The organism is Pseudomonas yamanorum (assembly GCF_900105735.1).
GTDB classification, from domain to species: domain Bacteria; phylum Pseudomonadota; class Gammaproteobacteria; order Pseudomonadales; family Pseudomonadaceae; genus Aquipseudomonas; species Aquipseudomonas yamanorum.
The window spans coordinates 1,135,516-1,159,803 of sequence record NZ_LT629793.1; the positions used below are offsets into that span (position 1 = coordinate 1,135,516).

Annotated in this window: 18 protein-coding genes and 7 pseudogenes; 18 read left to right on the forward strand and 7 right to left on the reverse strand. The window is 52.1% G+C overall.

Going from position 1 to position 24,288, the window contains the following annotated elements:
* Positions 1-63 precede the first annotated feature (63 nt).
* On the reverse strand, positions 64-285 hold the full coding sequence (locus BLU46_RS05705) for a ubiquitin-like protein (RefSeq protein ID WP_093199628.1): 222 nt from the start codon (positions 283-285) through the stop codon (positions 64-66).
* Between the two features lie 15 nt (positions 286-300).
* Here BLU46_RS05705 and BLU46_RS05710 point away from each other — a divergent pair, with 15 nt between their 5' ends.
* The 4 genes from BLU46_RS05710 (at position 301) to BLU46_RS05725 (ending at position 3,440) form a co-directional block, all read left to right on the forward strand.
* Entirely contained in the window at positions 301-1,293 is a 993-nt protein-coding gene (locus tag BLU46_RS05710) for a phage portal protein family protein (protein WP_093199631.1), read from the forward strand.
* Between the two features lies 1 nt (position 1,294).
* Entirely contained in the window at positions 1,295-2,122 is an 828-nt protein-coding gene (locus BLU46_RS05715) for a phage head morphogenesis protein (protein WP_093199634.1), read from the forward strand.
* A gap of 10 nt (positions 2,123-2,132) precedes the next feature.
* Positions 2,133-2,609, forward strand: coding sequence for a phage virion morphogenesis protein (locus tag BLU46_RS05720; RefSeq protein WP_093199639.1), 477 nt, complete (start codon positions 2,133-2,135; stop codon positions 2,607-2,609).
* A gap of 438 nt (positions 2,610-3,047) precedes the next feature.
* The gene (locus BLU46_RS05725; RefSeq protein ID WP_331717202.1) at positions 3,048-3,440 is read left to right on the forward strand and encodes a hypothetical protein; all 393 of its coding nucleotides are present in this window, start codon (positions 3,048-3,050) and stop codon (positions 3,438-3,440) included.
* On the opposite strand, the pseudogene BLU46_RS05730 reads toward BLU46_RS05725, so the two are convergent.
* A pseudogene (locus tag BLU46_RS05730) lies at positions 3,410-4,269 on the reverse strand (terminase large subunit domain-containing protein); the annotation flags it as partial. The gene BLU46_RS05725 and the pseudogene BLU46_RS05730 overlap by 31 nt on opposite strands.
* A gap of 155 nt (positions 4,270-4,424) precedes the next feature.
* On the opposite strand from BLU46_RS05730, the gene BLU46_RS05735 reads away from it, so the two are divergent.
* The 7 genes and pseudogenes from BLU46_RS05735 (at position 4,425) to BLU46_RS05765 (ending at position 10,172) form a co-directional block, all read left to right on the forward strand.
* Entirely contained in the window at positions 4,425-5,258 is an 834-nt protein-coding gene (locus BLU46_RS05735; protein WP_093199644.1) for a GPO family capsid scaffolding protein, read from the forward strand.
* 48 nt (positions 5,259-5,306) lie between these two features.
* Positions 5,307-5,855, forward strand: a pseudogene (locus BLU46_RS05740) (P2 family phage major capsid protein).
* A gap of 488 nt (positions 5,856-6,343) precedes the next feature.
* Positions 6,344-6,718, forward strand: a complete 375-nt coding sequence (locus tag BLU46_RS05745) for a cell wall hydrolase (RefSeq protein ID WP_093199648.1) — start codon at positions 6,344-6,346, stop codon at positions 6,716-6,718.
* 512 nt (positions 6,719-7,230) lie between these two features.
* Entirely contained in the window at positions 7,231-7,359 is a 129-nt protein-coding gene (locus BLU46_RS05750) for a transposase (protein ID WP_093199657.1), read from the forward strand.
* A gap of 194 nt (positions 7,360-7,553) precedes the next feature.
* Complete coding sequence (tnpB, locus tag BLU46_RS33160; protein ID WP_157721271.1) at positions 7,554-7,889, forward strand: IS66 family insertion sequence element accessory protein TnpB; 336 nt, start codon at positions 7,554-7,556, stop codon at positions 7,887-7,889.
* Between the two features lie 50 nt (positions 7,890-7,939).
* Positions 7,940-9,464: pseudogene (tnpC, locus tag BLU46_RS05760) on the forward strand (IS66 family transposase).
* Positions 9,465-9,524: 60 nt separating this feature from the next.
* Positions 9,525-10,172, forward strand: coding sequence for an HAD hydrolase-like protein (locus BLU46_RS05765; RefSeq protein WP_093199661.1), 648 nt, complete (start codon positions 9,525-9,527; stop codon positions 10,170-10,172).
* Positions 10,173-10,834: 662 nt separating this feature from the next.
* Here BLU46_RS05765 and BLU46_RS33165 read toward each other — a convergent pair.
* From BLU46_RS33165 to BLU46_RS05775, 3 genes and pseudogenes are all read right to left on the reverse strand, one after another.
* Positions 10,835-11,300, reverse strand: a pseudogene (locus BLU46_RS33165) (transposase); the annotation flags it as partial.
* A gap of 483 nt (positions 11,301-11,783) precedes the next feature.
* Positions 11,784-11,963, reverse strand: coding sequence for a fimbria/pilus outer membrane usher protein (locus BLU46_RS32795; protein WP_157721327.1), 180 nt, complete (start codon positions 11,961-11,963; stop codon positions 11,784-11,786).
* Between the two features lie 1,036 nt (positions 11,964-12,999).
* Positions 13,000-13,933 (reverse strand): annotated as a pseudogene (locus BLU46_RS05775) (integrase core domain-containing protein).
* Positions 13,934-14,293: 360 nt separating this feature from the next.
* On the opposite strand from BLU46_RS05775, the gene BLU46_RS05780 reads away from it, so the two are divergent.
* From BLU46_RS05780 to BLU46_RS05800, 6 genes and pseudogenes are all read left to right on the forward strand, one after another.
* Complete coding sequence (locus tag BLU46_RS05780) at positions 14,294-14,944, forward strand: DUF1120 domain-containing protein (protein WP_093199672.1); 651 nt, start codon at positions 14,294-14,296, stop codon at positions 14,942-14,944.
* A 127-nt stretch (positions 14,945-15,071) separates the two neighbouring features.
* Positions 15,072-15,806: a fimbria/pilus chaperone family protein gene (locus tag BLU46_RS05785; protein ID WP_093199675.1), complete on the forward strand. Its 735-nt coding sequence runs from the start codon at positions 15,072-15,074 to the stop codon at positions 15,804-15,806.
* Positions 15,807-15,811: 5 nt separating this feature from the next.
* The gene (locus BLU46_RS05790; protein WP_157721273.1) at positions 15,812-18,373 is read left to right on the forward strand and encodes a fimbria/pilus outer membrane usher protein; all 2,562 of its coding nucleotides are present in this window, start codon (positions 15,812-15,814) and stop codon (positions 18,371-18,373) included.
* Between the two features lie 28 nt (positions 18,374-18,401).
* Positions 18,402-18,974 (forward strand): DUF1120 domain-containing protein, encoded by a 573-nt coding sequence (locus BLU46_RS05795; RefSeq protein WP_093199682.1) that lies wholly within the window; start codon positions 18,402-18,404, stop codon positions 18,972-18,974.
* A gap of 397 nt (positions 18,975-19,371) precedes the next feature.
* Complete coding sequence (locus BLU46_RS32800; protein ID WP_157721274.1) at positions 19,372-19,599, forward strand: hypothetical protein; 228 nt, start codon at positions 19,372-19,374, stop codon at positions 19,597-19,599.
* Between the two features lie 48 nt (positions 19,600-19,647).
* Positions 19,648-19,755 (forward strand): annotated as a pseudogene (locus BLU46_RS05800) (transposase); the annotation flags it as partial.
* A gap of 1,911 nt (positions 19,756-21,666) precedes the next feature.
* On the opposite strand, the gene BLU46_RS05805 reads toward BLU46_RS05800, so the two are convergent.
* Together BLU46_RS05805 and BLU46_RS33475 are read right to left on the reverse strand one after the other, a co-directional pair.
* Positions 21,667-22,452: an IS3 family transposase gene (locus BLU46_RS05805; protein ID WP_408003270.1), complete on the reverse strand. Its 786-nt coding sequence runs from the start codon at positions 22,450-22,452 to the stop codon at positions 21,667-21,669.
* Positions 22,453-22,511: 59 nt separating this feature from the next.
* Positions 22,512-22,622: pseudogene (locus tag BLU46_RS33475) on the reverse strand (transposase); the annotation flags it as partial.
* Positions 22,623-23,369: 747 nt separating this feature from the next.
* Here BLU46_RS33475 and BLU46_RS05810 point away from each other — a divergent pair.
* Complete coding sequence (locus tag BLU46_RS05810) at positions 23,370-24,269, forward strand: hypothetical protein (protein WP_157721275.1); 900 nt, start codon at positions 23,370-23,372, stop codon at positions 24,267-24,269.
* Positions 24,270-24,288: the final 19 nt, after the last annotated feature.

Sequence of the window (24,288 nt, forward strand, 5' to 3'; positions counted from 1 at the left end):
CACACCGTCCATGGTCATCACCTTACTGGGGGGAGTTCAATGCGCCGCCTACTAGTTTCATCCTCACAGTTGCAGCTTGCAGAGTAATGTCGCATTGCCCCCCACACTATAATCCGACAACGTGTATCCATCTTCGAGCAACCTTGTAGAAAGATACAGCCGTTGCTGATCTGGCGGTATCCCCTCCCTGTCCTGAATTATTGCTTTGATATTCTCGATCGTATCGGAAGGGTCACACTCTACTGAGATGGTTTTGTTTGTAATCATTGCGATGAAAATGTTCATGTAGATGACGCCGGGTTGAGCGGTGAGCTGTGCGACCCAAAACGCTTTGTCGTGGCACGTCAGGATGCGACCTACAACAATCCCTACGGTTTTGCCGACCTGTCGATGTGCTTCTGGCCGGTGATTTTCATGAAGGGTGGCCTGAAGTTCTGGGTGCAGTTCACCGAGAAATACGGCTCGCCCTGGCTGATCGGCAAGCATCCACGCGGGGCGACCACCAGCGAGACCGATCTGCTGCTCGACAGCCTGGAGGCCATGGTGCAGGACGCCGTGGCAGTGATCCCCAACGATTCCAGTGTCGAGATCAAGGAAGCCTCGGGCAAAGGTGCCAGCGCCGACGTCTATGAAAACCTGCTGATGTACTGCCGCAGCGAAATCAACATCGCCTTGCTGGGCCAGAACCAGACCACCGAAGCCTCGGCCAACAAGGCCAGCGCCACGGCAGGCTTTGAGGTGACCAAGGATATTCGTGACGGCGACAAGGGCATTGTCACGGCCACGATGAACGCCATTATCCGCCTGGTGGTCGACCTGAACTTTGGCACGGACGTAGCGGCGCCCGTGTACCAGCTTTGGGAACAGGAGGAAATCGACAAGGTACTGGCCGACCGGGACAAGTCGCTGACCGAGTCCGGCGTGCAGTTCACCACCCAGTACTGGATGCGCACCTACAACCTGCAGGAAGGTGATCTGATCGAGCCACCGGCACCGGTGGCCCAGACGGCGGAGTTTGCCGAGTCAGGCCTCAAACCTGTACTCGATCAGTTCGCCCTTGATCAGGCCATCGACAGCTTGCCCGCCGAGCTGCTGCAGGAGCAGGCCGAGCAGATCATGGCGCCGCTGATCGATGCCCTGCTGCAGGCCCGATCCGATAGCGATGCCTTGGGTTTGCTCGCCGAAGCCTTTCCGACACTGGACGATCAGGCGCTGCAGCAGAAGCTGACCAACCTGCTGTTCATCGCCAACACCAGGGGCCGTCTCAGCGCTCTGGCGGATCGGGAAGACTGACATGGCCAACTTCAAAACCCCGAACCCTGCGGATCTGAAAGCCATCTTCGGACTGGAGCCCGCCGCTGCAGTTGCCTACCTGAAATCCAAGGGGTACACGATCACCTGGGACTGGCGCGACATGCTCGACCAGGCACATGACCAGTCCTTCACCGTGGCCAAGGCGATGCGCCTGGATCTGCTGTCGGATATTCGCGCCGCATTGGAAACGGCAGCACTGGACGGCCAGACCCTCACCCAGTTCACGGCCAACCTGCAACCGGTACTGGAAGCCCAGGGCTGGTGGGGTAAACAGGTCATCGTCGACAGTCAGGGCAACGGCGAGCTGGTGCAACTGGGCAGCCCGCGCCGCTTACGCACCATCTACCAGACCAACCTGCAGAGCGCCTACATGGCCGGTCGTAAGGCCAACATGGAAGAAAGCGCCGACACCCATCCGTACTGGATGTACATCGCCATCCTCGATGGCAAGACCCGGCCCAGTCACCGCGCGCTGCATGGCCAGGTGTTTCGTCATGACGACCCGATCTGGGCCGCGATCTTCCCGCCCAACGGGTTCAACTGCCGTTGTCGAGTGGTAGCGCTGAGCGAGGCGGCGGTACGCCGTCGTGGTTTGAAGGTGGTCTCCAGTGAAGGCCGAATGTTCACCGAGACTGTGGAAACCGGCGTCGACAAGCGCACTGGTGAGATCCGCACCGCGCCGGTCACTGGCATTCGTTTAACCGATGCGGCAGGCAAGCCCATCACATTCCGTACCGATCCGGGTTTCAACCATGCGCCCGGTACCGGACTGGCCGACATGCTCAAACGCAAAGAAGACGCCGCTTAGGAGATTTGAAATGCTCACAGTCAATTTGGATCACCAACGCCTGCTGGAGACATTGCGCCAAGTCGAGTGGGCCATTAGTGACGTTGCGCCGCTGATGCGTGGCATGGCCACCGAACTGCTCAGCCAGACCGAGGAAAACTTCGAGGAGCAAGGACGCCCCGAGTGGCAGCCACTGTCCGATGTCACCACGGAACGCCGGGCCAAGCGGGGTAACTGGCCGGGACAGATCCTGCAGGTCAGCTCGGCAGGTCTCGCCGCTTCGATTAGCACGCAGTCCGATGACAGCTCGGCGATGGTTGGCAGCAACAAACCCTATGCCGCCATGATGCAGTTCGGTGGAAGTCAGTCCGACTTCCCGCACCTGTGGGGCGATATACCGGGGCGTCCGTATCTGCCCATGGATACCGAGGGGCAGCTGCAACCGGAGACGGAGGAAGCGCTTCTGGATTTGGCGCTGGGCCATCTGGAAAAAGCCGCTCGCCTGTGAGGCCTTTTGTGGCCTCGCTGTCAGCGAGCGGCTGCGGTTCATCGAACCTGAGGGGAGAATGTTGCTGTAAACGCTTTATAAAACCTTGCAGGGCTCAGAACAGGTCTGGTGGGGGGCTGACGTTCAGTCATAGCGGACACCTGAGAAAAGTTTCGAACCAAATCAGGAATAAAATAACGAGGGCTGCGAGTAATGTCGGAGGTTGTGGCTTCATTGTTATCTCGGACTACACAGTGGATGAACGGTCACCCTAGATCCGCAAAGCCCTGCTGCTCTCCCAGACACGTCCCAAAACATCGCCATCTAAATCTTGGGTTACATATTTCACTTTGGTGACGCCTGTCCGTCGATTCAACGTTCACCCTTTAAACTCGTTTAAAAGCCCCGCGTCCCTCAGCGGTTCAGGCTGTGCGTATCACTTCCAGGCAGCGCACAGCCATGAAACCACTGCACATTTTCAAGCCGGGAACGCACACCGCCATGAGTGGTGTCGCCTTCGAGTTCAGCGAGTCCGATATCGCCGCCACGGTTCGGGCTTACGACCCGATCTTGCACGAAGCACCTCTGGTCATTGGTCACCCCAAACACGATGCGCCCGCAGCCGGTTGGGTCAAGTCGTTGTCCGCCACCGCCGAAGGGTTGAACGCCGAACCACAACAGGTGGACGCCGCGTTCGCTGAACAGTTGAGCAAAGGCAGCTACAAAAAAATCTCCGCCTCTTTCTATCACCCCGATGCACCGGGCAATCCGGTACCGGGCGCGTACTACCTGCGCCATGTCGGATTTCTCGGCGCTCAGCCATGGGCCATGCTGGACGGCGTCGAAAAGTAGGTTTTACGCCACTTCTTGTGCATCGCAATGCACGAGGCAACCTTGTTCAGCTCCTCAAACTTGAACGTCCAGAAAAATTCGTCAAAGTAGAAATTGCCGTGGTAGCCCTGGGCGGTGCGTGCGTTGGTGCCCAAGAAAAGCAGTTCGGCGCCGCTGGGCAATACGATGGGATCGCCCGTCAGCTCGACGCCGATCACCTCGCGGGCAAATGCCTGGATATACCCCCGGAACAGATAGGCAAGGTTTTTCGATGCGGACCAGAAGATTTGATTGCGCCCGGTCTCCAGAGCATCAAGAAACGCCTCACGGGCAAAATAGTAGGTCGCGCCGATCTGCCGGCTCTTGAGGATGACGCGGGTGCGCTGATTGCCAGCCCGGTACCAGTCTTTCTGGTAGTCGAAACAGCCGTCGATAAACGCTTCGCGCAGCAGCTCAATCTGTTCTTCGCTGATGTCGTTTTTCGGGGTCTTTTTCTTCGGGCCTTCGTTGCGTTTAGCCAGGTTCGGGTTGAGTTCGGTTTCGGTACCGCCGCTCTGGAAGCGGTGTATAGGGCCTGGCGCTCTAGCTGGCAGTGCAGCAGGTCAATTTCCTTGAAGTCGCCGCCAGACTTGCGCTCCTTGAGGATCAATTGCACCAGGCGCGCCTCCAGCGCCCCGCCGATAAGCGCCACGTTATCGGCCCGGTCCCACTCGTCACGGACCTTACAGCTGTGTAGCGTTTTTTCCTTTTCGCCCGTAGCCTCTGCAATCTCGCAGATGCGCCAGCCCATCCAGTACAGAAATTTGGATTGGCGCCGTGGATCGATAGCGAGCAGTTCAGTCGTAGTCATGGCCGCGATGCTGCCGCCCGCGCCTACGAGTCAGTAGTGCCGCCCCTTGTAGGATCGCCTCCTACAACCCCGCCCCCGTTGCCGCAACTCGCACGCCTCCCGACCATGCCCCTCATTGCACCGCACTTAGCGCCCAAGCATTGAGGATTCCCGGCATGAAAAAATTTCGCAGCAATTGGTTCCGTGTCGCCGTCGAGAGCGCTACCTCGGACAAACGCACCATCAAACGCAGCTGGCTCGAACAGGCGTCCAAAAACTTCAACCCTGCCACCTATGGCGCCCGCATCTGGCTGGAGCACTTCCGTAGCCTGTTGTACGACAGTCCATTCAAAGCCTACGGCGACGTGCTGGCGGTCAATACCGAAGAGGTCGAAATCAACGGCCAGAAGAAATTGGCTATGTTCGCCAAGGTCGAGCCGACGCCCGAGCTGATCGCTATGAACAAGGCCAAGCAGAAGGTCTACACCTCCATCGAAATCGACGAGAGCTTCGCCGACACCGGAGAGGCCTACATCGCAGGTCTGGCGGTGACCGACTCCCCTGCCAGCCTGGGCACCGACGTGCTGGCCTTCTCTGCGCAAAAACCCGATAGCAGCCCGTTCAAGGACCGCCATTACTCCGCGACCTCCATGTTCACCGAGGCCGTCGAAACCGAACTTACTTTCGAAGAGTTCGAAGAAAAGCCCGGCATCGGCGCCCAACTGCTCAGCACCGTCAAAGGGCTGCCCACCGGCAAGCAGGCAAAGGACGACACAGAATTCAGCCAGATCGGCGAAGCCGTACAAACCCTCGCCGAGCACGTCAAGGATCTGCCCGAGCAACTGGCAGCCGAGAAGAAATTCTCAGGAGTGCTGAAAACTCAGCTCGATCAGGTCAGCACTGATCTTCAGGCCCTGAAAACCAAACTTTCCAACACCCAGGACCACAGCCAACAAGAACGCCCCCCAGGTGTCCGGCGCGGCCGCGACCTGGTCGTAACCGACTGCTGACAGTCAGCTTACTACCGCCCCCCCCCCGAATCACGAAGGACGATCACTATGCGTAATGACACACGAGTTTTATTCAACGCCTACCTGAAACAGCTTGCACAGCTGCATGGCGTGAGCGACGTAACCACCAAGTTCACCGCCGAGCCAAGCGTTGCCCAGACACTGGAAACCCGTATTCAGGATTCCAGCGCGTTTCTGCGCTCCATCAATATCTACGGTGTGTCTGAGCAGTCAGGTGAAAAAGTCGACATCGGTATCGACGGGACTGTCGCGAGTACCACCGCCCCCCCTGAAAGACCGTGTGCCACGTGACCCAAGCGGTCTGGACAATCGCGGGATGTGTTCACCCAGACCAACTTCGATACCGTTCTGCGCTATCAGAAGCAGGATCAGTGGGCGAAACTCAAGGACTTCCAGGCGCGTATTCGTGACGCGATCATCAAGGCGCAAGCACTGAACCGGATCATGAGCGGTTGGAACAGTACCAGCCGTGCCACCACCTACGACCCAAATTTGGCGGTGAAGGAGAGATTCGAACCGCAGGTACTCATACGAACAATGATCCCTCTTGAGCAGAATGTTCGTTATTTTTTGTGAGCACCGTGTCGATAATTTCGTAAGGCGTTAGATGAGGGCAGTACAACGGTTTGCGATTGCGCCACCAAATCACTCATGCCAGTACTGCACCACTTACTCCTAATGATTGGACGTCTCACCCTATAACGCCGACTAAATTGTTGCTGCCGTAAATTCAATCAGCCACCCACTTAAGTCGCTCATACATCGGAACTCTTGAACCTAGGAAATGGTTAGCCCATCCGCCAGTCCGATGGGACTGGCTAGCAAAAGCTTATCACTAACGTATCACCCACACACGGTGGACATCGCTCGTCGTGCTGACAATACTGAGTTCAACTCGAGCACGCAATCGAATGAGCGTTCTGACTGAATCCACTTTGGCTCAGCAGGGAGCAATCCAGACAAATCCCATGGCGGCCACCCGAAGTCCTGCGCAAAATTATACCTTCTATCGCTATCCCTAGGGACAATTTCCCGACAACTTTTCAATAACCGAGATGAGCAAAATGCCTGCAACCAGTGCCTTGCTGTGTCTAGCCTTAAATATTTACCACGAAGCGCGCGGCGAACCTAAACAGGGGCAGATCGCAGTTGGAATGGTGACAATGAACCGAGCCCTCTGGGATTCAGACGCTGTGTGCGAAGTGGTCTATGCGCCTGATCAGTTTTCTTGGACCCGAACACTTCGAAATAGCCAGTTGAAAGAACCCTATGCTTGGCAAAATGCGCGGCGCGTTGCTCGCGCTATTCTTGAGGGGGAATACAGCGACAATACACAAGGTGCCACGCATTTCCATACTCCGAGCGTGAGCCCGGCATGGAGGAATGAATTACAACGCACGCAAAAAATAGGCAACCACATCTTTTACACTAGCAGCTAGCCATCTAAGCACTTGCACTCCACGCTAGCCATGTACAAGATATACAAGTCGTTTGCGTCAACCATCGCTACTTAAAATGCTTAGTACTGCAGGCCGGTTAAGTTCGTAATAACTTTTTCGTTTCTAGCGCTGACAACGCCGCTGCACAACCACACCTGCGTGACGACAGAGCGCAAGAAAAATAGGCTACGGTGGTGCCAGCACCCTTAAGTAATAGTTGACGTGATTGCATATATGTGCAGCTTTAGGTTCCGAATGTTGAGCCCTTACTTTAGAGGTGCTAGGTGCTAGGTGCTAGGTGCTAGGTTGGGTCTATTTGAAATAGACATGGTGGTCTAGTTAAGATTTCATGATAAGCATTTGAGATTTTTGACCTCGAAAAATTACAATTTAGCGTTTTGACGAGTTGAGCGTAAGCGGATGGCGAACACACCTTCAAAATCCCCAGATTAGGGGCGATGGTGTCCACCTAAAAATACGTGGACACCATTGTCCTTAATTCAAGGAACACCATGCGCCAGCGCACCTCTTATCCCAAACCCTTTAAGAACCAAGTTGTCCAGGAATACCTCAACCCTGACGTGTCCATCGCCAGCGTGGCCCTGCGGCACGGCATCAACGCCAATCTGGTTCGCAAGTAGATTCCTATCTATCGTGACCGGCAGGCTTCTGCCTTGCCCGCATTTGTACCGCTGAAGCTTGAGACCGCTGTGGCGACGCCTGCTCAGCACGATGTAGCCCGCATCGATATTTCTTGCGCACAGCGAACAGTCACTGTGAACTGGCCGACCTGCGACCCGGACGGCTGTGCCCGCTTTATCAACAGCCTCTTCCAATGATCCGCATCGACGCCATCTGGCTCGCCACTGAACCTATGGACATGCGTGCTGGCACTGATACGGCGCTGGCTCGTGTGGTCGCGGTGTTCGGAGCTGCGAAGCCGCACTGCGCTTATCTGTTTGCCAATCGCCGCGCCAATCGAATGAAAGTGCTCGTACATGACGGCGTGGGGATCTGGCTGGCAGCGCGCCGCCTGAACCAAGGCAAGTTCCGTTGGCCTGGCACGCATCGAGGCCACGAAATTGAACTCGACGCCGAACAACTTCAAGCGCTAGTGCTGGGCCTGCCCTGGCAGCGGGTTGGCGCTAACGGCGTAATTACGTTGCTCTGAATCGGGTCTTCCAGCTGCGTCGGGTGGGCTGCTTTGGTAAAATCCACGGCATGACTTCCTTGCCCGATCTCAACCAAATGCCCCCCGATCAACTGCGTGCACTCGCAGCGCAGTTGCTGTCGAAGGTCGATATCATGGGCCGAGAGAGCCGCCGCGACAAGACCGTCATCGAGCAGCTCTCTCACGAGATCGCCGTCCTCAAACGCCACAAGTTTGTCAAGCGCAGTGAGCAGATCAGCCCGGCGCAAGGCAGCTTGCTGGATGACTTGCTTAACACCGACCTCGAAGCCATCGACGCCGAGTTGAAAGCACTTCGTCCCGCCCCGGCACCGGACGAAGCACGCCAACAACCCAAGCGCACGCCGTTACCAACGCAGTTTCCACCTACCGTCATTCATCACGAGCCGGAGAACACCGAGTGTGCCTGCGGCTGCCAGTTGCAACGCATCGGCGAAGATGTCAGCGAGAAATTGGATTACACCCCTGGCGTGTTTACGGTTGAGCAACATGTGCGTGGAAAGTGGGCCTGCCGTCTGTGCGAAACACTGATCCAGGCCCCGGTGCCGGCCCAAGTAATCGACAAGGGCATCCCGACCGCAGGCCTGTTGGCCCGTGTGATGGTGGCGAAGTTCGCAGACCATTTGCCGCTGTACCGGCAGGAAAAGATCTTCGGCCGTGCCGGTCTGGCGATTCCGCGTTCGACGCTAGCTCAGTGGGTCGGCCAAACTGGCGTACAAATGCAACCGTTGGTAGATGCACTGCGCGAAGCCGTGCTGGCACAGCAAGTCGTCCATGCCGATGAAACACCGGTGCAGATGTTGGCACCGGGCGAAAAGAAAACACATCGAGCGTACGTCTGGGCCTACTGCACGACACCATTCTCGGCACTTAGATCGGTGGCCTACGACTTCAGTCCCAGCCGTGCAGGCGAACATGCGCGCAACTTCCTGGGCACCTGGAACGGCAAGCTGGTGTGCGATGACTTCGCAGGCTACAAGGCCGGCTTCGAGCAAGGCATCACCGAAATCGGTTGCATGGCCCATGCCCGGCGCAGGTTTTTCGACCTGCATGTGGCGAACAAAAGCCAGTTGGCAGAGCAAGCGTTGCACTCCATCAGCGGCCTGTACGAAGTCGAACGGCAGGCCAAAGAAATGAGCGATGAAGACCGCAGGCAATTACGTCAGAAAATAGCGGTGCCCATCGCTGAAAAACTGTATGAGTGGATGCTGGCTGAGCGCGCTTGTGCCCGAGGGATCGGCCACGGCCAAAGCACTGGATTACAGCTTGAAACGCTGGGTAGCGCTGACGCGCTACCTGGATAATGGTGCCGTGCCCATCGACAACAATGCCGTGGAGAACCAGATCAGGCCGTGGGCGCTTGGTAGGTCGAACTGGCTCTTCGCTGGATCGCTGCGCAGTGGTAAACGGGCGGCGGCGATCATGAGTTTGATCCAGTCAGCGCGCATCAACGGGCACGATCCGTATGTTTATCTCAAGGATGTACTGACGCGGCTGCCGACGCAGCGGGCCAGCGAGATCGAGCAACTGCTTCCGCATAAGTGGCAACTGGCTTAATCAAGCAAGACATTATGCCCGGCGCACACCCAAGAGCGCACAGTTCGACAAAGGAAAGCTATGAAAAAACTCATCTTCGACCTAGACGGCACTCTTGTTGATTCCGCACCAGGTATTGTCGTCAGTCTGACTCACGCTGTTCGGGCTCTAGGTCATGACTTCACGCCCTATGCCGGAATCACGCACCTTTTGGGGCCGCCGATGACTCAGGTAATGGCGCAATTGCTAGAGCCTTATGGAGATGACCGGGTCGATGAGGGCGTCGAGCTGTACCGGACACATTATGGGCAGGACGGTATCTCTGGATCAGTGGCTTACACGGGAATAAGACAAGTTATTGATTCGCTGGCTACACAAGGATATGCGTTGTACGTTGCTACCTCTAAACGTCAGGGGTTTGCCGAGCGCATTCTGAGCGATACAGGGCTGCGAGAGTATTTCCAAAGCGTTTTCGGTACTTCGCCGGACGGTAAACTGGACGACAAATCCCACTTGCTGGATACAATGCTGGCGAAAGAAGCGATCCTTCCTAAATCCGCCTGCATGATCGGTGACAAACGCGATGATATTATCGCCGCCCATCAAAACGGGTTACTTGCCATTGGCGTCCTCTGGGGCTACGGCACCCGCAATGAGCTGATCGAGTGCGGTGCCGACAAGCTAGTCGAGCAGCCGACCCATTTGCTGGATGCAATCCTAAAAGACTGAGGTGCAAGACCTATGAGCCAGCCGCTCCCCAGTTCTTGACTTGCCAGCCCCAGCCAATTAATTGACCAGTCCGGAAAACTGAAGTGGACACCATTGTCTTGATGTTTGGACAGTAAAGGCGACTTCACCGGACGCTTACAGTTGAGCCATAGAATAGCATTGCACACTAAAACTCCATTGGCACGCCTTTCTGATGTCAATGTGATGGATGTCAGAGAAGACGCAAGCCGAATGTATTGTTTCTGATACGCGCTGTCTCCGTTCGCGTCTTAAAGCGATATCCTTACGTTAGGACGGCAAAAATCCGGATAGGCTTGGGCGCTAGGTAGCACTCGTGCCAAACGCTTAGATTTCAATTGGTTTGAACTTAAAGATCCATGGGATTGTGTCAATATCAGCAAAAGAAGTGCACTTTTCGTTCCTTATTTTTTTGTCTAACTTTTGTAGCAAATTGTATGTGAAGGCCGCGATCTAAAGAAGGCCTGAGGTAGACAGCCGCTTTAAATGGCCCGCTGCTTCAGTTTCAAAAAACGTCGATTCAATCGTAAACCAGACCTTCCCCTCTCTCAATAATCCCTTTTTCGGCGATAAGATGCTTTCAGTGCCCATTGTCCGAATTACAGGCGCACCTCTCCTGCATTCACTAATCGTTTTCGCATCATTCACAGGCTCGACAGAACAAACAGCGTGGTCTGCTGCGCAGTGCTTTTCAGCAGACCTCGGAAGCGTACTTTCGTATAACCAAACTGGCGTCTTATCACCCTAACTGATGCTCAACCTTAGCGCGCACCCGGGCTTTCGCGTATTCGTTTTTGCGACGCATACACCCGATCAGACTCCTCGTTGCATGACTTTTTTACAGCTGGGTTGCGCTGCAATCGACCAGATTATCCGGCAATCATGATGCTCGGGACGATTTTGGACGCCGGTGTAACCAGCGTCGCCAGAGACGTAATTTTCTCCTACGCGCAGTAAATGATCGACCGGAGCTACGCCCGCTACATTCTCCGCCGTATCCACCACGCCACGCACCAAAGGGATTTCGGCATCGACACCGCTGTACGCTTTTATCCCGAAGAAATATTGATTGCCTTTCTGAAAAGCCCCCATAGCATCGTCGATCATACCTGCGCCGCCGCCAGAGTCAGCGTCACAATCGGGGTGACGGCGCAGGTCGAAGTGTTCAGGTTGCCAGAGAATGTCAGCATACCGGCTTCAGCAAAAGCACTACTGGAAACGGCGGCTATAGCCATACCGCGTGTGAGAAGCTAAATCTGCTTAATATGCGGATCTCATTAAGATGTATTTTCCTGCGATCGACAGGTGGGTCAACGGCAGATTGATTCCCCTCACTCTTCTATGAGCCCTGACCACGAAACATACTGGACAAGTCCAGCAATTGGTGCACACAGGGATGTGGGAGCCGCCTCCAGCAAAGAAAAAACTAAGCAGACGTTAGCTATAGCGCCATCAACATTCCCGTAACTATAGCGTCAGGGGAAAGAAACAGTAAAATTTGTTGCTGACGCAAGTAGAAATTAAATACAGGACGAATAAAAAAATGAAAGATAAGTGAGTTATAGTGATCAACCAACCGCGCCCGCCTAGAAACTACTCGCCGACTGGTCGTTCCAATTTGATATCTTCCCCGAGATCACTTGTGCCCAAGCTTACCCAGTTGGAGCGGTAAGGCTGAGCACTTGAGATGATCGCATAGCCATTGACACCATTTGTAACTCCAGCATAACTTCCCACTCGTACACCTGACTCTTCTTCGACTTCGGCCGAGATTCAGAACGCCAGTCAGTGAATGCCATTCCCATTGAGCCCAGATGAAAGTGACGTGCCCCCTCCAGGCTTGATTCGGTACCAGCACATCTAACTCCCGATTCAAATGTTCGGAATGTCAGGCCGTTCAACCGTTGCTTGTTTGTAGGCATGTGATCCCATTTGATTGCGGACAAACTGCACTTCCGGCACAGCGCTTCGCTCCTTGAGAATCCCCATCTGCTAACCGTCATCCTACATCATCGATTCGATGCTCCAGCTACCGGAGGCTCTTCGACTGCGCGTAAAAAAGTTCGTTGGCCCGAATGCGTGACCGAAGCCGATTAACGTCTACAGTTCGGCGCCTGAGGCGATAGACATAGTAACACGAGCGAGAGGTATCAGAGAACGCACAAAGTCAATTGAACGGCTTCTGGGGGCTCAGTTAATCAATTACTGCTGTCCTCGTACTCTTCCGAAATCAAGCGCACGGTAGCTAAAAGGATCTCTCGCAGTCGTAGGCGAGCGGTTAGAGCTGCCAATTCCTGTATTTTCTGCTGCACAGACATCAGCGCCCTGCACTGCGGAATAACACTTTGTACTTCTGATGAGGTTGATTGAAACAGAGACGCAACCCTGACACAACCTTGATCAAGGAGCGGTACCGCAACCAGCTACGCTTCTATCTCTTGCTTCAGCCTGAAGCCACTTGCCAACACCAAAAAAGGTAGGCTCTATTTGAAGACGCATTAGCCTGGCCTTGTCGTCGAGTTCAAAGATGCCCCTCTAACATACTGATAGGCCATTGCTACGCCCGAAATCAACTGGGAATTCATGACGCTGATGCCAAAAGTGCGAAAAAACAGCTTTCAGCCGCCATAAATGAAATATTCGGCGCCAATAAAATGAACACGTTTCTCCTCCAGCAGTATGTGCTTTTTGAGCGGGTTAGAAGGGCAAGCATCAGCTATCAGCCATCAGCCATCAGCTATCAGCTATCAGCTATCAGCGAGTGTTGACCATTGGACTTGCCCCTACAAAGCCGGACACCAACTCCCCGTTAAATTGATGCCACTGCCAAGCGCCTGAACTCCCTCGGAGAGAGATAGTTCAAGGCACTGTGCGGATGCTGCTCGTTGTAATGTTCAAAGGCAATTGCCAGGTTACGCAGCGCCGTTTCTCGATCCGGTTTGGACATCTGCGCCACGTAATCGCGCTTGATCGTCTTCACGAAGCTCTCGGCCATGCCGTTGCTCTGCGGGCTGCGAACCGGTGTGGTCACCGGATGCAAGCCGATCTGTCGAGCAAACAAGCGCGTCTGCTCGACAGTGTAGACCGAACCGTTATCGCTGAGCCATTGAACTGACGTGGCGGGCAGTTGATCACCAAAACGATTCTCCACGCTTTCCAGCATCAGGTCGCGGATATCATCGCCGCTGTAACCGGTCGGGCTCGCGACCCAGCCGATAGCTTCGCGATCACTGCAGTCCAGGGCGAAGGTCACGGCCAGTTTGGCGCCGTCCTCGCAACGAAACTCAAAGCCGTCCGAGCACCAACGCCTGATGCTGAATTTCAACCACCAGCTCAGCATCGTCCACAGGCCTGCTTCGCCGTGTCTTGGGCGATACCGATTGCTTGATTCGAACCGTTAATTGCGAGCGCGCCAAACCGAGACATTCGCTGACCAGCTTCACTGGTCGTCCCCCGGCAAAAAGGATGAGTGCGCAATCCATTTTCGCGACCGGGCGATCTCCACGGCCTCTTTGAGGATTTCTGCTTCCATCGTTTTTGACCAGCATCCGTTGCAGTTCACGGATCTGCTTGAGCGCATCGCTCAGCTCGGAGGCAGGCACGACGGCTTCGCCAGCACTGACCGCCGATAGGCTGCCGTCCTGATAGAGCTTGCGCCACAGGAACAACTGGTTGGCATTGATGCCGTTGCGCCGAGCGACGACCGACACACTTTGTCCTGGCTCAAGGCTCTCGCGAACCATCGCCAGCTTTTGCTCCGGGCTCCAGCGGCGCCGCCGCTACTGGCCCAAAAGCTCCCCACTCTTATCGTTGCTGTTAGTCATAAACATAACCGTTTGCCTATCCCTTATCGTAAGGGGGAAACGGTGTCCTGTCTTTCATAGGGCTCGTTCATGGGGCTCGTTCAACCATCTGATGCAACCCTTTCCATACGTATGGGAGACGGCCAGCAAATTTTTAAGACAAGTCTCATGTTATCCCCTCCTATCTCAAGGGGATCATGTAAAAAGCACCCGAATATGGTGTCTTTTGTAAGTATATGTAAGAGCCCATACCAAAGACGCCCCTTTCTTTAATGCAAAACTACTAACTCGGAATCGACCATGAGCTATGTTAAAAAATCACTACTATTGACGTTGGCCTCACTTATTGCAACAAGCGCATTTGCGGCTGATACCGCGGACTTGAAAGTCATTGGCTCCATTGTACCAACCGCATGTACACCAGTTTTTTCAGGTGGGGGGGTGGTTGATTATGGCACCATAATTCTCACAGACCTCAGTCCAACAGCCATGACAAAACTTGCGCCTAAGAATATCTCTTATACCGTTACTTGTGATGCACCGATCAGTATTGGTCTATCTTGGCTAGATTCGCGTGGGCCCACAGTAAACGACGATGAACATATTTATGCTACTGATTTTGGTTTAGGTTTGCATGAGGGCGTGAAAATTGGGCGGTATGACATTGCCTTTGACGGGACTAGCACCATTGCAGATGGCGAAAAAGCAGATTTGATTTACCGCATTGGTAAGGATGGTGTCTGGGCCCCTTCAGCTAGTACGGGACACGTTATACCTAACGGTGCTCGTACCTTTGCCCTCGCCCCACCTGGCACGATTGCACCTGGCGCTTATAGAGTTATCTCAGGCGGCTTGATCGTCACTGCGTCTATTGGCCGAACCGACAGGCTCGAATTGAACACTGCCATCCAACTTGACGGACTTTCGACGATGATCGTTAATTATTTGTAAGCATGTCGGGGCTGTACTCATGAAAGGTGAGTCCAGCCCTACAACTAACATAACAATCTTGTCAGAAGATATTTAACTGAGTTTTCTGGTGGCAAGTTTATGACGCATTGATTTCGCAGAGTGAATTATGAGCTTTTCATACATTAGCAAAAATCGTTTTGTATTGGCTGGGATATGGACATTATTTAGTGGAATCATACATGCATCGGGAATGGTGCCTGAAACTTCTGTTGTATTAATCAACGCTGGAGATGGAGAAGGAACAATCAATGTGACAAATACGGATGACAAGGCCGCCTTACTCTATGTCTCGATGGACAATGTACCTGAAGATCAGGAGAACCTAGTTCTGGTGACCCCCCCTATATCTCGGGTCGAAGCTGGGGAAAAGCAGCTGGTCAGATTCATCCTCCAATCAGAAAAACCAATAACTACGCAGCGCCTCAAACGGGTGAATTTTGAAGGAATTCCACAGAAGCTCTTTGATTCGAACGCAAAGGTAGGTGTTACTGTGCGCCAAAACTTACCTGTTTTAATTACTCCAAGCGACTTACCACTGAAGGCCGACCCTTGGACCCTGTTGAAATGGACTATAGAAGATAAAAATCTTGTAGTTAAAAATGATAGCCGTTACGTTGTCCGATTGAATCAACAATTAAATATAACACCGTCCGAAATTCGTTTATTATTGCCGAGAACATATATACTGCCAGGGCAATCGGTATATCTTCCATTACCAACAGATAAATTGTTGAGATCGGATGCCATTCTTCGTATTTATCCAGTAAGTAATTATGGTTTCGCAGTAAAACCTTTTGATGTGAGGCTTGACAAAGGACAAGTCGGAACGTTAGAGCGGTGATTTTCGTGATTTCGAATATTGCTTATTTCAATTTAGCTCAACTAATTACGAGTATCCCGAAAATTACATTTCGGCTCCTTATTCATCTGAGCATGCACCTCGCGGGGCTCGCCATTTTGGGGGCGCAAAGCGCAAATGCAGCATCAATTAAAGGTTCAACGTCGGAAAATTCGTCCACTAATGATGTCGCCCCTTCAGTTGCGTTCGATTTTGCCATGCTGAAGAGCCGCGGCCTAGACCCAAAGATCGCTGAACTATTCAGTCGAGAGTCGCGTTTTCCCGGGGGGAATCGCAGGGTTGGATTGGTTGTCAATGGTAGCCCACGCGGCAGTGTGGAAGTGCAATTCGATGACGATGGCCAACTATGTTTTAATCAAGCACTGATGAAACAAGCAAACTTAAGAGTCCCGGACGATCGGTTCAAACTAGGCAGTGAAGGGAATTGTTACGACTTCAACTCAGCGCATCCTCAAACCGAAGTAACACTGAGGCCCAGTCTGGAAGAGGTTTTTATCGTCGTCAGTGCCGACGCCATTTGCCCGGCAAAAGAAGACATCGGCGTTTTCCAAAATGGTGGAGTTGGTGGTCTGCTAAACTATGAAGTTCTGGGGCAATCCAGCAGACTCTCTCATTCGTCGAGTGATTTTTATTTAAGTAATGTGGAGCTGGGGTTCAACGCTGACGACTGGATAATACGTAGTCGCCAGACCTTTTCAGTCAATAGCGGAGTAAGTAATTTTCAATCTTTATATACTTACGCCCAAAAAACTATCGTAACTTCGAAACAGATACTCCAATTTGGGGAAATCAACATCCGTAACTCTGTATTCCCTGGGACGGCTATAACAGGCTTGCAAGTGACGCCAGAAGAAGCTTTGCTGGGCAGAAGCTTAGTTGGTACAGTCGTTGAGGGTATCGCACAGAGTCAGGCTAGGGTCGAAGTTCGACAGGCTGGGGCAGTAATTCATACTTCGCTGGTACCAGCCGGCCCTTTCACTTTGTCTAATGTACAGTTGCTCAATAATTTCACAGATCTGGATGTACGGGTTTTTGAAACCAGCGGCCAACAGCGCAATTTTACCGTGCCTGCTGCGTCACTAAATCAAAATTTAATGATCGCGCCAGGCTTATCCCTCGCTGCGGGTAAAGTTCGTACATTTGAAAGCCGAGAGATGGACGCTCCTTTCGTAGTAACAGCGAGTGACGGTTGGAACCTGAATCGCAGCAATCTGCTCACAGTTGGTTTACTAACGAGTAGCAATAATTATCATGCGGCGGGGTTGACGTTATTTTCGACGGCTCTCCCAAACACTTCGGTTAGTTTTCGGAATACTATATCAAGTACCAGTGACGAAGAGGCCAGGGGCATCCAAGGAAGCCTCAGCATTACTACTCCCCTTACTGAAAAAATAAGTGCAAATATAAATTACACCCGCCAAACACGTGGCTTTCGTACTTTGCTCGATACAACGCGTAAACGGACACCTAGCATCGTCGATAGTGCTCGCAAGGACGAATATGGCGCTTATCTTACTTGGAACGATGAAATATTTGGAGGCTGGACAGCTGGTTATTCAGTTTCCAAAGGGTTCGACAGCGCTATGTCCAGCCACCTGAGCGCTTCATGGAGCAAGCCTTTTAAACATGCAACTATCAGTCTGAACCTAGAGCGTGATATTTCAGAGCATGACGGTAACGACAGTAACTTTCGCAACAGTCGTAATTTATACGGTAAAGACACTACTATCTATTTTAATATTAGTATACCCTTGGGTAACAATAAAAGTATAAAAGGCTATGCCAGAAAACGTAATGGTGCAACACGATTCGGCACGACCTACGACAACAACACCAACAATTTAGCGATGTACAGTCTAAGCGCGGAACTTAATAGCAATGATAAAGCGAAAGACTTCAGCGGCAGTATAAAACTATTGCCAAAATTTGCTCAAGTCAATCTTGGATATTCACAGAGCGGTTCTTATAGCAATACTTATAGTGGTCAGCTACGAGGTGGAATAGCAGTTCATGATAATGGCGTAACATTCTCTCCTTATCCATTGACCGATACTTTTGGGGTGGCGAAGGTAGGGGATCTGGCCGGGGTTAAGCTCCGAACACCCGTCGGCCCAGTATGGACCGATGCGTGGGGCAACGCAGTTATTCCTCAGATCAATGCATATCGGAACACTCGGGTGGAAGTCGAAACTAAGTCCTTACCACGTAATATAGATATTAAAAATGGGTTCCAAGCTATATCCGCCGGACGTGGTTCGGTTAACAAGCTAGAATTTGATGTGATTAAATCTCGACGTGCATTACTGCAAGTTTCCAACTCCTTGGGAGAACCTCTCAACAAGGGGGCTGTCGTGCTTGACGCAGATGGGAACTTTATCACGACTGTTGTGGACGGTGGAAATATCTTCATTACTAACGTCAAATTGGACAAGGCATTAAATATTAGCTTGGGAAATGGAAAATCCTGCAAAGTAGATTTTAAACTTTCGGACCAGCCAGATTTGAATGTCTATTTTGAAATGGCGAAAGCCACCTGTACACCTGATTAATTGACAGCCAGCCTGCGTAGGAATTATTATGAACTCAATTTTGCTGGATTTCAAAAAGATTATATCGTTTGCCAGCTTCATTGTTGGCTTGTCCGCAACAGGACAAATATGGGCGCAGGAATGCAAGATTAGCTTAAGTGATCCAACCGTGGATTTTGGGCAAATCATACCACTAAATTCGAATGATGCTCTGAAGCCGGGTGCTCAGCAAGTGATAGGTAGGCGCGTAATCGGTCTCCACGCCAGTTGCCCGAGACCTACTAAGCTGTTGCTGACGTTGAACGGAGCCTCTTCAAATAATACATTTAAATTCTCTAGAAATGGGAAGGTGCACGTGCGCTTAAGCAGTGCCCTACTCGACGGCCGAGCGGTCGAACTCGCTCAGTACCAGCTAGGCACTGTAATCCATGGCACATCCGACCACTCGATTGAAGTGCAGCCGGATGATGTGGTGATTCCCATCAGCGCGGGGCTTCCCGCTGTGGGTTCGGTACTATCTGTGCAAGTCGAAATTGAGCCCTCAGTTCCCAGCGCTGATCTACGGACACACGATGCAACATATCTTGAAGCTAGCCTTTCTTTCCACATCAAGAGTTATTGATTATTGAGATGGATTTGCACCTGCAGAACCTGATACGAACTCCCCGCCAGGTTCATTCAATGAATTCCATCACTGAACGTTAGCTCAGCCCTTAGTGTGGATATGTAAATTGTAGTTCTCATAGGCGATCGCCGGGGCGCGCATCACCTGCAATCTTGAGAGAGGATTTCAAGCCGAACGCATCCCAAAAGTTCACGCTAAGACATCGTTGTTTTTCACGTAATTGGGCTGAAAGATACTTTGGAGAGCTACATCGAGCGACTGGAGTTGAACTTCGGCTTAAAACCAACACAATAGACCCTCTCATTGAGATATCGCCCCCCCCCCCTGCCGGATCCCGGCAGGGCCAATCGAACCAGAATCCTTGTAGTGTGCTGATTACTGAAAAAGAAAAAACATGACCAGCAAAACTGAACTCAGCAATTGCGACTACGAAAACACGGGCGCTTTTCTTGGGAAACTGCTAGAAGCTTACAAAACAAGTAAAATTACAAAAGAATGCGCTGCTGAAAGCCTAGCAAATGTCATGACTTCACTTGAAAAAGGCAACTACGTTGAAGCATGGTCATGGTTTAAACAAAGGCGTAAGAATAAAGCTCCTATCCCAACTATGAATCGCCCCTAGTTTCGTAGACACCTGTTTGCCTTAAACTGAGGCCAATCAGGAGGTGCCATGAGCAACCCACGTTATCCCGAACAATTCAAAATCCAAGCGGTCAATCAAGTGACCGAAAAAAAGCTGCCTGTCGCTGATGTGGCGGCGCGTCTTGGCGTGTCGACAGCATAGCTGTTGCCGCTGACCGAAAACTGACCCAGTGGGGCAATCCCGCATCAGCGCCAACAAACAAATCAAGACAGGTCTCATAGCCCTCCCCTCTGATGTAAGCAATACTGCTGCTGCCTCCCAAGGACGGTGGCTTGTGTAAGCGTATGGCAAAAGGCCGTCCTTGTTTCTAAGGACGGCCTTTTCTCGAAAGTAAGTAAAAGGCAATAACTTTTCTAACAACCATTGCTGGGACCTCTGGTAGCACTAAATGCAACCAGCCGACCTGCAGCTGACACCTCAGATCCAAAAGTTATAAGCACGTGCCGACAGTCTGTACGCCAGGATTTCGGACAAAGCTGTGGTTGAATATAGTCGCCTCCAGGCTCAGCCCGAAAGTAATGATAAAGTTTGAGGATATAAACATCAGATCGACCTATCCGCAACTGGTATTCCCAGCAGCCAAAACAAGTTTACACACAACCCCAAAACAAGCTGTACTAAGCAGAAGAAGTTATCGCTCAGAGGCAGGGTAGGGTCGGAATCTCTATAGACAGGGCAATGACTCATTCATCTCCGGCACTAAGCGAGCCCTTTCACTTTGCCTAACATATAGGCTATCAATCGCTAACTGATTTGAATTTTCTCGTTTGTTCAAGCTCGCGGCAAACAATGTTATTTCATTAGGCCTTCTGCGCTAACATCAAAAATTTCCCCAAACATAAGCTGCAGAGACACAGTCTCCGGCACACATCAGCCACCTCCTTCAGTTGATTAGCGCCCTTCCCTGAAATGAGCTAGCCCCATTAAAACTCTTCATTTGAACAATGATTACGTGCGGTCGAGCCCGTAGAAGTTTTGGATGAAATATTCAAAGACTAAGACTGACTTTCCACACTCTCCGCAGGTGCCTGTAATCCCGATGCTTTCAGCGCTCAGTGCAGCAGTTCGTGTCTCTCATTTTGACGGAGCGGCCAAGCGTGATCGTTTAGATATGGCAACCATGTATGAGTAATCACACGGCAAACGCTGACAGCCGCATTCAACCTGTTATCGCGTAGATCTGCCATTGCCAACGCGGTTTACTCTCAGCAATCTTTACTTTCAGAAATTTCGCTCAAAGGCATGTCTCACCGGCGTACCGGGCGCCTGAAGTTCCGACTAGCGTAAATAGCAACTCATCTGATCTGAAATGGTCAGCGGATAGCACCGAATATCGCCTGCATCTTAAAACAAACCTTGGGATCTAGCTGTCAGGCTTAGCTTGGTGCATTTACCGGACGTACGTACATAAGAGCTGGCGGACGCAAGAGGCATGACAGGGACGCTGCGCTTTGACCAAGTCTGCGTTTTAACGGCTAGCTAAGGGATATCCGAACCGCAGGTACTTAGATGATCAATGACCCCTCCCGATCAGGGTGTTTGTTACTTTTGGTGCGCAACGTGCCGATAGACTCGTAGGACGGCAGCACAATGGCTTGCGACCTCATACCCAATACTGCACCTAGCTCTCCTGATGATTGGAAAGCTCACGCTATAGCGCCGACTAAATTGTTGCTGCTGCAAAGTCAATCAGCCACTAATTTAAATCGCTCATACATCGGGACACTTGAACCATTGAAAATGGTTAGCTCATACGCCAGACCAACGGGACGGGCAAGCAACAAATTCTCACTAACGTACCGTCCACACACGATGGACATCGCTCGTCGTACTGACAAGGCAGAGTTCAACTCAAGCATGCAATCGAGTGTACGTGCTGACTGAATCCACCTTGGATCAATATGGGGCGGTAATCCCCCAATTCCTAAACCTCACCGGAAGTAGACCTCAGACCACCAGGGCCAACTTCTGTTTTGGGGTAATGCCGCCGAGGGCCATATTCGGGCGCTCGTGATTGTATGTCCAGATCCAGTTCGTACCATAGTCCTAAACTTCGGCTATCGACTCAAACAAGTAATGTCCCAGCCAGTCATAGCGCACAGTCCGGTTATAACGTTCAACGTAAGCATTCTGCTGTGGATTACCCGGTTGAATAAAGTCCAGACGGATGCCTCGTTTCTTCGCCCACTCAGCGAGCTTGGCACTGATGAATTCTGGGCCGTTATCGCTGCGGATCGCCTGCGGTTTACCACGCCATTCAATGACCTGATCCAGAGTACGCACCACGCGCTCAGCTGGTAGCGATAAATAAATCTCCATGCCCAGGGCTTCGCGGTTGAAGTCGTCAATCAGATTAAAAACCCGAAAGCTGCGTCCATCAGCTAACTGATCGTGCATGAAATCCATCGACCAACACTGGTTGGCTGCCGGCGGAACGGCCAGCGGTTCAGGCTTCTCGCGCACGATGCGCTTACGCGGCTTAATCCGCAGATTCAGTTCCAGCTCGCGGTAGATCCGATACACCCGTTTATGGTTCCAGCCATAGCCCTTCACGTTGCGCAGGTACAGAAAACACAAGCCAGACCCCCAATTGCGCTGGTTATGCGTGAGTCGGATCAGGTGATCGGCGATCTCGGCGTTTTCAGGCGATAGGCGCGATTGATAGCGATAGCACGTGATGCTGACCCCGAAGGCCAGGCACGCGAGCTTGATACTGCATCGCGACCTGAACGAACCGCTTCCTGCGCCATCTCTCGTCGCCGCGATGGCTTCACCACTTTTTTGCCATGGCCTCTGGATGATTTCGGCTTTGAGCCGCTCCTCGGCGTACATTTTTTGAGACGCCGGTTCTCATCCTCCAACTCGCGTAACCAAGCCATCAGCGATGCGTCCATGCCGCCGAACTTGGTGCGCCACTTATAGAAGGTGGCCGAGCTGATACCGTGCTCGCGACATAGCTCTGGCACCGGGCTTCCAGCCTCGGCTTGCTTGAGAATGGCCATGATTTGGCTGTCTGAAAAACGTGATCTCTTCACGCAAAATTTCCTTGATCCGATTAGGAGAAAATTCTACTTCTGATGAGTATTTTTTCAGGGGGGATTACCACATTTCCAACACACATTAAGCGTATTTGATAGCCTCCGCCAGATCAGCCGGCAGTCTAACATCCGCACCTAGGCTCGCTCAAACGAGCAGCGCGCCGGCCCGCCACTGAGCTTCACGTAATTGTATTTTGCCAGTAAGACCGCGAGCACGGCGTCGCTTCGGAAAACAATGCGCCAACTAGCCCGAGTACACGCTGCTTAAAAAGTCTTCGCAGTTGCTGTGGCGCGTGCGACTGGCGGCTCGCCTTTCAGTGCGCAGACGCGCCAGCCTTAGAAACACAGTGAACTACCGAAGCTAACGAATATGACACCCGTACATTTTACTTTTTTTTGGGCGACCTGCCTGACAGATTAGAAAAAGAGCGAACGCCCAAGTTGTTTACTTATCAGATTCTCGCAGAGGAAGTGGGCATACGTAACGATGGTCGTCCGGCATTGGGCAATGGTGGGCCGATGATGGCTTCGAGACATACCACTTCAGCGTCAGCATCACCTCCGAACCCTAAGCGCAGGGGTCTCTCATTTATTCAGCGGATTCTGCCGGCGCAATCGCATCCGATCGGGAACCACTTTCTAAAATATTCCACTCACTATTGGAGCGATGCCCCCCTTTTGGTTGTCGCCATTCTTTCGTCGGAGAATACCATGTCTTTTCAAATACCAGTGCTGAACCCGCTTTATCACCAAACAAATGGAACTACGCTAGACGCACCCAGCAACCAAGGGGCACTAAGGAGCCAGTATAATAACTTGACAAGCCTATTGTCGGTCACGACTCGCGACCATGTGGCGCACGGAAGCAGCCAAATACAGGGATTCAAGCAGTATTCAGATAAATCACTCTTAATGGAGCTGCGGAACAATTTTGATGTATTTAGAGACGGCAGTTGGACGGGTTATATGACCCAGGGCAAGCTACGTGAGTTCGCGAACAGATCTGTCACCGGACAGTTTTCTGAGGATCGTCTCACAGGGTTGGCGCAAGAAATTTTGAGCCGCCCGGGCTTAAACGACGCGCTTGATAATGACTTCCACGGAAGTAAGGTGCATGACGGCTGGATACATTCTTCAAATCTAGATATCGCAATTCATAACGCGAATGACACGCCCCCTTCACCCCGCCCCCCTCTCGAACTGCATGCGTCTCCTCATGGTGAAAACATGCAGGGGATGTCTAGAGGCGCCATGGATCTCATGCAGGTTTTGCAGGCTATTCAGGGCACGCAGCAGGGCATGCATGGCATCGAGCAGGGCCTTCACGCCCTGATAAGTATGCTAGGCATGCATGGGATGCAGCCTCTGCAGAACCTTCAAGCGATGCCCCCTTCATCACTTCAGCGCGCAGTCAGTGAGATGTCAGATCGAACGCTGACCAATGCGTTTATCAACAATTTTGACGATTTCAATGATGGTTACTGGACTAACCATATGTCACAGTCAAATCTTCGCAGTATTGCAAATCAACCAGAGACCGGGCAGTTTGCTAAAGATATGGGTATCTATATGGCTCGAGAGCTTATGAGTCGACCGGTTTTAAATCGCTAGGTTGACCACAACAATGTTG